Here is a 10,286-nt window from a genome sequence, read left to right on the forward strand (position 1 = left end):
GATTGGCGGCCATGTCGCCATGCCGAATGACGGCGTCTATCCCGCCGCCAAACACGGTCTTACCGGCCTGATGCGCAGCATGGCTGTCGAATACGCCCCCCACGGCATCACCAGCAACGCCATCGCGCCCGGCTGGTTTGCGACGGAAACCAATGCCGCGATGGCCGCCAATGACGACCTCATGCCCTTCGTGCGCCAGCGCATTCCCGTCCAGCGCTGGGCGCGTCCCGACGAAATCGCCGGTGCGGCCCTCTTCCTCGCCAGCGACGCCGCCTCTTTCGTCAACGGCCATGTGCTCGTCGTGGATGGCGGCATGACCGTCAGGATGTAGCCGCTGGGGGTTGCCCGACGCCGAGGCGAACTCGCTTCGGCTGGAAATGCTCTACCCCGCCGCCGCGGCCTCGAGCGGCGCGATATCCAGCTTGACCATCTTCAGCATCGCCTCGGTGACGCGCTTGACCTTTTCCTGATCCGGGTCGCTCATCAATTCGCCAAGCCGCGTCGGGGCAATCTGCCAGGAAAGGCCCCAGCGATCCCGAAGACGCACGGGGCCGGAACGTTCCGACATGCCCTGCGAAAAATCCGCCTATCCCGCAAACTCCTCGATGACCGCAAGGAAGGCTTCGCCGAACCGGTCGCGTTTGGATACGCCGATACCGGGAATATCCAGCAGCTCCTCCAGATCGCTGGGGCGCTCTCTGGCGAGCGCAATCAGCGTCGTGTCCGGGAAGACGACATAAGGCGGCACATCGAGGTCCTTGGCGATGGTAAGCCGCTCGGCACGCAGGAGTTCGAATAGCTCGCGATCCGACCCGGACAGGTTCGAGCGCTCGCGCGCGGCGGGCGAGTTGCCGGCCTTCGGCTTGCGCCCGCTCTGCGGCCGATCCTTGCGGAACAGCACCTCCCGTTCATGGCGGAAGACGGCGCGCGCCTCCTCCTCCAGTTTCAGCGCGCCGAAGGCCGAATGGTCGACGCTGATCAAGCCCATTGCCAGCAATTGCCGGAAGATCGATTGCCAGATGCGCGGTGCGATATCCTTGCCGGCACCGAACACGGGCATTTCCGTATGGCCGAAGCGCTGAGTCTTTTCGTTCTCGACGCCCATCAGCACATCGATGACATGGCCCGCGCCGAACCGCTCGCCGGTACGATAGACGGCGGCAAGCGCCTTGATCGCCGCCTCGGTGCCATCCCAGGTTTCGACCGGATTGCGGCAGGTGTCGCAATTGCCGCAACCGCCCGCATGCGCCTCGCCGAAATGCGCGAGAATCGCCTTGCGGCGGCAGCCAGCCGTTTCGCAGATGGCGAGCAACGCGGTCAGCTTGCCGCGCTCGATGCGCTTGATCTCCTCGGCCGCATTGCCCTCGTCGATCATCCGCCGCCGCTGCACGACATCGGCCATGCCATAGGCCATCCAGACCTCCGACGGCAGGCCGTCACGCCCCGCGCGCCCCGTCTCCTGGTAATAGGCCTCCACCGAACCGGGCAGGTCGAGATGGGCGACATAACGCACATCCGGCTTGTCGATGCCCATGCCGAAGGCGACGGTGGCGACGAGGCAGAGGTTCTCCTCCTTCAGGAAGGCATCCTGGTTGGCATCGCGCACCGCCCGGTCGAAGCCCGCATGATAGGGCAGCGCCCGCACCCCTTGCGTGTTCAGCCATTCGACGGTGTCCTCCACCTTGGCGCGCGACAGGCAATAGACGATGCCGCTCTCGCCCTCGTGCTTCGACAGGAAGCGCAGGAGCTGCTGGCGCGGCTGGTCGCGCTCGGCGATCTCGTAGGCAATGTTCGGCCGGTCGAAGCTCGTCGTGAAGACCTCTGCATCCTCGAGCCCTAGCCGCTCGATGATGTCGTCGCGGGTGTGCGGATCGGCCGTCGCCGTCAGCGCGATGCGCGGCACGCCGGGGTAGCGTTCGCCCAGCATGCCGAGCGCCCGGTATTCCGGCCGGAAATCATGCCCCCATTGCGATACGCAATGGGCCTCGTCGATGGCAAAGAGCGCAATACGGGCATCCGCGACGAGTTCGGCAAAACCGTCCGTGACGATTCGCTCCGGCGTGACATAGAGAAGGTCGAGATCACCGGCGCGCATGGCGTCGCGAACGGCAAAGAACTCCTCACGCGACAGCGATGAATTGAGCCCGGCCGCCCGCACGCCAAGCTGCTTCAGCGCCTCCACCTGGTCGCGCATCAGCGCGATTAGCGGCGAGATGACGATGCCGACGCCCTGCCGGCAAAGTGCCGGAATCTGGAAGCACAGCGACTTGCCGGCGCCCGTCGGGAACAGCACGACGGCATCGCCGCCCTGGGCAACATGCTCCACCACGGCCTGCTGCTTGCCGCGAAAGGCATCATAGCCATAAACGCGCTTCAACACGTCGAGCGGCGTGGCGTCAGGCGCATCGAACAGCGCGGCAAGGGAACTGGAGGATCTGGTCTGGGTCATGGTCAGCACGTTTTCCCCCATTCTGGCCAGCCCGTCCACATCGGCAACCCTTTGCCCCCGACTTTTCACGTCCCGCATAATGTTCTTGATTTGTTCTAGTTTCAAGATAAAGTTGCAGCCGTGGAGGAAAATTATGGCGGATGGCTACGCGACGACGCCTCTGACGCCGCCGCAACGGTCGCATTCTGCGATGCGGTGCTCGCAACGTTCGGATGCGTTGTGCGCGACGCACACCCTTCGATGAAGCAGCGCCGAGCGTTGGGAACGGCACGACAGCGTTTGTTTTTACCGCACTATGCGACGCCGAAGCGAGTCAGGTTCGGCGAGGAATGCTCTAACGTGCAGCCGGGCCCTTCACGCGGCCGGACATGACGCCGAAACCCTCGATGATCGCCTCCTGGCTTTCGAGGCGCACGGTTTCGTTCTGTACCTCCTGCAGGGCGCGAAGGATTTGCGGCACGCGTTCGCCGTCGCCCTCCTCCGTCGCGAGCGCCAGTTCGCGCTCAAGTTCGCGGCGCTGCCAGAGCAGGGCGCGGGTGCGTTTGTGCAGGGCGAGCGCCTGCTGGTAGCCCTCGTTCGCATCCTCGGAGGCGGCCTCGGCCGTCGCCGTCCAGAGGCGGGAATTGCGCACCTGCTGCTCGAGGCCCTTCAGCAGCGTGTCGAAGCCGGCGGCCTCCAGCTCCTCGATCAACCGGGCGCGATCGAGCCGCGCGCCGATTGCACCGGCAATGCCGATCAGCGACGACCAAAGGCGTTGCAGGTCGCGGTTCTCGTATTCGATGATGGCGATCTCGTCATAATGGCTGAAGAGAAGATCGGGGTGATTGACCACCGTGAGCGCCAGCACGCTTTCGCGAAGCGCGGGCAGCTCCTGCGCGCCGCGCACCAGCGCCGAACGGGCAAGCCGGTCGGAAATGCCCGACGGCATCGCATTGCCCTGCGCGGCACCTCGCCCCCCGCCGCCGCGCGGCTGGCGGTTTCCGGAAAAGCCGCCGCCACCGCTATTACCGCCAAAGTTGCCGCCTTGGCGCTGGACGGGTCGGAAGAAGGTGTTCAGCCGGTCGCGCATATCCTGCTGGTAATGACGGCGCACGTCCTCGTCGGCAATGACCGCCGTCACCTGGCGCAGGCGGGCCTCCAGCGCCGCGCGGCTTTCCGGCGTTTCGAAATTCGCGCCCTGCACTTCCCGGCTCCAGATCATTTCCGCCAGCGGGCGGGCGCTCGCCATCACCTTGTCGAACGGCGCCCGGCCCTCGTGGCGCACGAGATCGTCCGGATCCTTGCCATCGGGCAGCAGCGCAAAGCGCACGGTGCGCTCCGGCTTGATGAAGGGCAGCGCAAGATCGGCGGCACGGTTGGCAGCGCGGATGCCGGCACCATCGCCGTCGAAGCACAGCACCGGCTCCGGCGTCATCTTCCATAGCAGGTCCAGCTGGTTTTCGGTGAGCGCCGTGCCGAGCGGGGCCACGGCATTTTCGATGCCGGCCTGATAGAGCGCGATCACATCCATATAGCCTTCGACGGCGATGATGGTACCGGTGGTTTTTTCGTCTTGCGCGGCGTTGCCGGCGCGGTTCGCCCCCTGCATACTCTTGCGGGCACGGGCGTGGTTATAAAGCACGTTGCCCTTATGGAAGAGTTCCGTCTCGTTGGAATTCAGATACTTTGCCGGCGCATCCGGCGACATGGCGCGGCCGCCGAAGGCGATGACCTTTTCGCGGATTGACAGGATCGGAAACATGATGCGGTCGCGGAAACGGTCGTAGGACACCGGGATTTCCGGCCCATGCACGACGAGACCGCAGGCTTCGATCGCCTCCTTCGGCACGCCCTTGCCGGCCAGATGCTCCTTCAGCGCGTTGCGGCTGTCGGTCGCGAAGCCGAGGCGGAAGGTCTCGATGGTGCGGCCCGTCAGGCCGCGGTCGCGCAGATAGGCGCGCGCCTTGGCGCCGGCCGGCGTCTGGAGCTGGTCCTCGAAGAAGCGGGTCGCCATTTCCATGACCTCGACGAGACCCATGCGCTCCTTCTCGCGCTGTTCGGCCTGTACGTCCGGCTGCGGCATGGCAACGCCCGCCATGTCGGCGATCTGCTGCACGGCCTCGGGGAAGGACAGCCCCTCGAGATCGGTGAGGAAGCGGAAGTGATCGCCGGAGACGCCGCAGCCAAAGCAGTGATAGCGGCCCTTGCGGTTCTCGCAATGGAAGCTCGGCGACTTCTCGCCATGGAACGGGCAGCAGGCCCAGTAGTCGCCGCGCGAAACGTTGGTCTTCTTGCGGTCGAAGGTCACGCGCCGGCCGATCACGTCCGAAATGAGGACGCGGTCACGGATCTCGTCTAGGAAGGCGTTGGAAAAGCGCATGGATACCTCGGTTGAGGTTCATATAACCATCCGCAAGGCCAGCCGCCAGCGATAGTCGCCCACCCACAGCAATTCACAGGCCCACGGTCAAATCCCAGGCCTCAAAATCCCATGTCCGGCGTATAGAAGCAACGCGGCATGTCTTCCGTCGAATAGAAGTAGAGATGGTACTCGCCATACTGCGAGCGAAGGGCCGTCAATCGCCGCCGGCGCTCGTGCAAAACGCGTGGCGAAACAAAAAGGGCGGCCCGAAGCCGCCCTTTCCGATCGATACGCTCTGCCCGTTATTTCAGCAGGTCCTTGACCACGCCGGAGGCCTTGGCGAAATCCATCTGGCCGGGGAAACGCTCCTTGAGCACGGCCATGACCTTGCCCATATCGCGCAGGCCCTGCGCGCCGATTTCGGTGATGACGCCGGAAATCAGCTCGCGCACCTTCTCGTCGGAAAGCTGCTCGGGGAGGAAGCCCTTGATCACGGCGATTTCCTGCTGCTCCTGGGCGGCAAGCTCCGGGCGGCCGTTATCGGCAAAGATTTTGGAGGATTCCTCGCGCTGCTTGATCATCTTGGCGAGGATCTGCAGCACTTCGTCGTCCTCGACGGGGCCTTTGCCCACGCCGCGGTTGGCAATGTCGCGGTCCTTCAGCGTTGCCTGGATCAGGCGCAGCGTGGAAACACGGCAGGCGTCCTTTGCCTTGAGGGCTTCCTTCAGGTCGTTTGCGAAGATTTCGCGCATTCTTTTCTCCATGAAAGGCGGTCGGCGCCGGATGCGCGACCAAGCCTTGTCGTCGTTTCCTTGTGCATGCTCATAGACCGGCAAAGGTCTTATCCGCAAACGGATTGCGCAAGCGCCTGATTTCAAACGCTTTATAATTCAACGCAATCCACAGGCGGCGGTTGACCCCGTCATCCGCTTTGTCTATTTTCCGGCACCTGCACGAAATTTGGCAATCAGGGCGAACCAACGCGGGTTTCCGCGCGCCTTTGCCTGCGACCTCAAATGGTGCCTGGTCCCCCGGCTTTCAAGCCGGTGGCGCTCGGTGCCGGAAACGGGATGAACATGACCTCGACCCCCGCATGGACCACTGAAAAGCCGACCGCCCTGCTCGTCCTCGCCGACGGCACGGTCATCGAAGGCAAGGGCATCGGCGCCACCGGCAAGGTGACGGCTGAAGTCTGCTTCAACACGGCGCTGACGGGCTACCAGGAAATCCTGACCGACCCCTCCTATCTCGGCCAGATCGTCACCTTCACCTTCCCGCATATCGGCAATGTCGGCGCCAACGACGAGGACATCGAAGACCTGACGCCCGCCGCCCGCCACGGCGCCGTCGGCACGATCTTCAAAGCCGATATCACCGATCCCTCGAACTACCGCTCGGCAAAACATCTCGACCAATGGCTGAAGGCCCGCGGCATCATCGGCCTTTCGGGCATCGACACGCGCGCGCTGACCGCCTGGATCCGCGAGAACGGCGCGCCGAATGCCGTGATCGCGCATGACCCGAACGGCGTCTTCGACATCGAGACGCTGAAGGCCGAGGCGAAGGCTTGGAGCGGCCTCGTCGGCCTCGACCTCGCCAAGGTCGCCTCGTCCGGCCAGTCCTCGCGCTGGAGCGAAAAGCCCTGGGTGTGGAACGAAGGCGCGCAGGACCTCGCGGACGCCGACGTGAAATACCATATCGTCGCGCTCGACTACGGCGTGAAGCGCAACATCCTGCGCCTCTTCACCGGCCTCGGCTGCAAGGTCACTGTCATGCCGGCAACATCGAGCGCCGAAGACGTGCTGGCGCAGAAGCCGGACGGCATCTTCCTGTCGAACGGCCCGGGCGACCCGGCCGCAACCGGCGAATATGCCGTCCCGGTCATCAAAAAGCTGATCGAAAGCGGCCTGCCGATCTTCGGCATCTGCCTCGGCCACCAGATGCTTGGCCTCGCCGTCGGCGCCACCACCGAGAAGATGCACCAGGGCCACCATGGCGCCAACCACCCGGTCAAGGACCACACGACCGGCAAGGTGGAAATCGTCTCGATGAACCACGGCTTCGCCGTCGCCTCGTCCTCCCTGCCGGAAGGCGTGGAAGAGACCCACGTCTCCCTGTTCGACGGCTCGAACTGCGGCCTGCGCCTCGTCGGCAAGCCCGTGTTCTCCGTACAGCACCACCCGGAAGCCTCCCCAGGCCCGCAGGACAGCCACTACCTCTTCCGCCGCTTCATCAATCTGGTGCGCGAGAAGAAGGGTGAAGAAGCCCTGCCGGAACGCGCGTAAGCAGCGCCCCGCAGTCGCCGAAGTTCGAAAGGCCCCGGTAGGATATGCCGGGGCCTTTTCATTTCGGAACCATTTTGCGCAACGATCGGCAGGCCGCCGATCAGGCGCCCTGTCGCACCAGTCGGTAGAAGCGCCAGTTCAACAGGATCGCCGCCGCGGCGAGACCGCCGACGAAGCCGAACCAGATGCCGACGCCGCCGAAGCCGGCCGGGAAGGCGAAGAACCAGGCGCAGAAGAAGCCGATCGGCCAATAGGAGATCAGCGCCATGACCATCGGAATGCGCGTATCCTTGAGACCGCGCAGCAGACCGGCGGCGATGGCCTGGAGACCGTCGACCAGCTGGAAGATGCCGGCGATGACCACGAAGGGACCGGCGATCGCCAGAACCGCGGCCGAATCCTTGCCCGCCTCATCGAGGAAGATCGCCGCAAGCTTTGTGGGGATGCTGGCAAAGAGCACGCCGCCACTGATGGAAATGACCACCGCGACCGCAAGGACCGCCAACGAGGCGCGCACGACGGCCAGATGATCGGCGCGGCCGTGCGCAACGCCGACGCGCACCGTGCCGGCCTGCGCGAGACCGAGCGGGATCATGAAGGCGATGGAGGCAAGCTGGAGCGCGATGCCGTGGGCGGCGAGTTCCAGCGTGCCGATATTGCCCATCAGCAGCGAGGCGCCGGTGAAGAGACTGACTTCCGCCAGCATCGTGAAGCCAATCGGCAGACCGAGATGCACGACCTCTCGGAAGGCCGGCCAGTCCGGCCGCCAGAAGCGCACGAAGAGCTCGTAGCGGCGCATTTCCGGCCGCCACTGTATGTAGGCCGTCAGGAGCAGGAAGCTCAGGATATTGACGGCGACTGAGACGATGGCCGCGCCCTCGATGCCCAAGGCCGGGAAGCCGAAGCGACCGAGCACCAACGCATAGGCGAAGAAGGCGTTGATCGAGAGGATCGTGATCGTGACATAGAGCACGATGCCGGCGCGCCCCACCGCGCTGACGAGGCCGCGCAGCGTCATGAACAGCAAAGCGGGCGCCATGCCCCATTGCACGATCTTCAGATAGCCGCCGGCAAGGGCGGCCACTTCCGGCTTCTGGCCGGCATAGAGCAGGATGCGTTCCGCATTGTAGAAGATCGGCGCCGTCAGCGCCGAATAGAGGAGCACGACCCACATGCCCATACGGACGGCCCGGCGCACCGCGACCGGATCACCGCGCCCATAGGCCTGCGCGACCATCGGCATGACCGCATTGGCAAAGCCGGAGCCGAAAATGAACAGCGTGAAGAAGAACTGGCTCGACAGGACCAGGGCCGCGAGATGAACGGCACCGAGACGGCCGACGATGACGACGTCGGTCGTGTGAATGCCGAGCTGGGCGAGCTGAGCGCCGATCAACGGCACGCCCAAGGCGAAGGTCGCCCGGAAATGGGCGGGCCAGCTGTTGTCCGCGCGATGCGTTGCCATGTGCATGATAGTTCTCACTTTCGCATCGCTTCCGATCACAAGTTCCGGTCGCGATCAATCGACTAGAATTGATGTTTTCATCAAAAATGCGCGAATGCGGCCAAAATGACCGCATTTTCTCGAAAATTTCGCAGAAATGTCACCTCTGAAAGCGGTTCAAGGGCCTTCCGGCGCCATTTTCGCCACCGGACCGGTTCCTGCTCCACGCAGCTTGGTAACGAAGATTAGAAGCCCGATTAAGAGGATCGCGGCTGCCACGGCATAGGGCGCACCGGCAAAGACGACGGGGGCATGGGGTCCGGTAAAATGGCTGAACGCCTGGGTGAAGATCAACGGCCCGATGATGGTGGTGATGCTGGAAACGCTGGTCAGCGCGCCCTGCAGCTCCCCCTGCGCCGAGGGCGGCACGCGGGCGGACGCGATGGAGCGCAGCGGCGGATCGGCGAGACTTTCGAGCGCCGTCAGCACAATGACTGCATAGACCATCCAGCCCTGATACGCGGCGGCGTAGCCTGAGAGACCGAGCACCGAAAAACAGAGGCCTATTACGGCCGTGCGGTATTCACCCAATCTCGGCACGACGCGCGGCAGAACGAAGCCCATGACGATTGCCCCGCCGATACCGAAAACACCGAGTGACAGGCCGATCTGCCCTTCGCTCCAGCCATAGCGCAGCGCGGCGACGAAGGGCCAGACGGCGGGATAGACCGCATGCGACAGGTTATAGCAGAAGAAGACGAGGCCGACCCAGAGCACGCCCTTGTAGTTGCGCATCTGCAGCAGCGCGCCGAGCGGATTGGCGCGCGACAGCTCGAAGCGGCGACGGTTCTTCACGTCGAGGGTCTCGGGCAGCAGGATCCAGGCCGCGACGAAATTAAGAAAGGCGATGGCTGCCGCGCCATAGAAGGGAATACGCGGGCCGAATTCGCCGAGCACGCCGCCGATGACCGGCCCGATGACGAAGCCCGTGCCGAAGGCGATGCCCATCAGGCCAAAATTCTTCGCGCGCGTCTCGTCGTTCGAGATATCGGCAATATAGGCGGCGGCCGTGGAAAAACTCGCGCCGCTGATGCCCGCCAGAATGCGGCCGATGAACAGCATCCAGTAGCTGGTCGCCAACGCGCAGATCAGATTGTCGATGGCGAAGGTCAGCACGCAGGCCAGCAGCACCGGCCGCCGGCCGAAACGATCCGACAGATTGCCGATGAAGGGTGCGAAGAGGAACTGCATGCCGGCATAGACCAATAGCAGCCAGCCGCCGTCGATCGCCGCCTGGCTGAGATCGTCGCCCGTCAGTTCGCGCAGAAAAGCCGGCAGGACCGGCATGATGATGGCGATGCCGATCACATCGAGGAACATGATCATGAAGACGAGAAAGAGCCCGCGCCGGGTGGACCTGGCATCGATCATGGAAAGACCTCGAAAAGAATGGCGCCCACGCCGCGGGCAAAATGTCAGGTGCCGACTTCTAGTTCAGTTTTCGCAGCGAAACAATCCGTGAACATCGCAAATCTTTTGATGCTTGCGATGCGTTTTCTTGAGCAAACGGCAGAAAATGACGCGCCACGCGACCTGTCAGCGTAGTGTCAGGTTTCTCATGGAAAGTTGCCGCTCGGACCGGTTTGCCTCTCGGGCAGGCCGCGGCCGGCGTACCCTTGAGAGGCCACCATGTCGCCCCAGAACCATCCCTCGCTCCTTCCGAGACCGGCTTTCGCAAGCCAGTCCGTCAGCATCGTCACGGGCCTC

The 10,286-nt window shown here is 64.0% G+C and carries 7 protein-coding genes and 1 pseudogene; 2 read left to right on the forward strand and 6 right to left on the reverse strand.

The features are described from left to right. Nucleotides 1-331, forward strand: a 331-nt coding sequence (locus ACOZKU_RS11600) for an SDR family oxidoreductase (RefSeq protein WP_421578998.1), incomplete at its 5' end; no start/stop codon positions are given. A 51-nt stretch (nucleotides 332-382) separates the two neighbouring features. Here the strand turns inward: ACOZKU_RS11600 and ACOZKU_RS11605 are convergent. From ACOZKU_RS11605 to ACOZKU_RS11620, 4 genes and pseudogenes are all read right to left on the reverse strand, one after another. Next, nucleotides 383-571 (reverse strand): annotated as a pseudogene (locus ACOZKU_RS11605) (VOC family protein); the annotation flags it as partial. 15 nt (nucleotides 572-586) lie between these two features. Continuing rightward, complete coding sequence (gene recQ / locus ACOZKU_RS11610; protein WP_421578999.1) at nucleotides 587-2,449, reverse strand: DNA helicase RecQ; 1,863 nt, start codon at nucleotides 2,447-2,449, stop codon at nucleotides 587-589. 334 nt (nucleotides 2,450-2,783) lie between these two features. Further along, entirely contained in the window at nucleotides 2,784-4,808 is a 2,025-nt protein-coding gene (gene dnaG / locus ACOZKU_RS11615; protein WP_421579000.1) for a DNA primase, read from the reverse strand. 284 nt (nucleotides 4,809-5,092) lie between these two features. Then, nucleotides 5,093-5,542, reverse strand: coding sequence for a GatB/YqeY domain-containing protein (locus ACOZKU_RS11620; RefSeq protein WP_117366685.1), 450 nt, complete (start codon nucleotides 5,540-5,542; stop codon nucleotides 5,093-5,095). Between the two features lie 324 nt (nucleotides 5,543-5,866). Here ACOZKU_RS11620 and carA point away from each other — a divergent pair, with 324 nt between their 5' ends. Then, on the forward strand, nucleotides 5,867-7,075 hold the full coding sequence (carA, locus tag ACOZKU_RS11625) for a glutamine-hydrolyzing carbamoyl-phosphate synthase small subunit (RefSeq protein WP_421579001.1): 1,209 nt from the start codon (nucleotides 5,867-5,869) through the stop codon (nucleotides 7,073-7,075). Between the two features lie 100 nt (nucleotides 7,076-7,175). Here the strand turns inward: carA and ACOZKU_RS11630 are convergent, their stop codons facing one another. Together ACOZKU_RS11630 and ACOZKU_RS11635 are read right to left on the reverse strand one after the other, a co-directional pair. Further along, the gene (locus ACOZKU_RS11630; RefSeq protein WP_421579002.1) at nucleotides 7,176-8,546 is read right to left on the reverse strand and encodes an MATE family efflux transporter; all 1,371 of its coding nucleotides are present in this window, start codon (nucleotides 8,544-8,546) and stop codon (nucleotides 7,176-7,178) included. A gap of 150 nt (nucleotides 8,547-8,696) precedes the next feature. Further along, the gene (locus ACOZKU_RS11635; RefSeq protein WP_421579003.1) at nucleotides 8,697-9,950 is read right to left on the reverse strand and encodes a TCR/Tet family MFS transporter; all 1,254 of its coding nucleotides are present in this window, start codon (nucleotides 9,948-9,950) and stop codon (nucleotides 8,697-8,699) included. Nucleotides 9,951-10,286: the final 336 nt, after the last annotated feature.

Source organism: Shinella sp. M31 (assembly GCF_049199205.1).
Taxonomy (GTDB): Bacteria; Pseudomonadota; Alphaproteobacteria; order Rhizobiales; family Rhizobiaceae; genus Shinella.

Excerpts from the sequence above, each read along its gene's own strand:
- dnaG (WP_421579000.1), bottom strand. The coding sequence starts at position 4,808 with ATGCGCTTTTCCAACGCCTTCCTAGACGAGATCCGTGACCGCGTCCTC.
- ACOZKU_RS11620 (WP_117366685.1), bottom strand. The coding sequence starts at position 5,542 with ATGCGCGAAATCTTCGCAAACGACCTGAAGGAAGCCCTCAAGGCAAAG.
- recQ (WP_421578999.1), bottom strand. The coding sequence starts at position 2,449 with ATGACCCAGACCAGATCCTCCAGTTCCCTTGCCGCGCTGTTCGATGCG.
- ACOZKU_RS11635 (WP_421579003.1), bottom strand. The coding sequence starts at position 9,950 with ATGATCGATGCCAGGTCCACCCGGCGCGGGCTCTTTCTCGTCTTCATG.
- ACOZKU_RS11630 (WP_421579002.1), bottom strand. The coding sequence starts at position 8,546 with ATGCACATGGCAACGCATCGCGCGGACAACAGCTGGCCCGCCCATTTC.
- carA (WP_421579001.1), top strand. The coding sequence starts at position 5,867 with ATGACCTCGACCCCCGCATGGACCACTGAAAAGCCGACCGCCCTGCTC.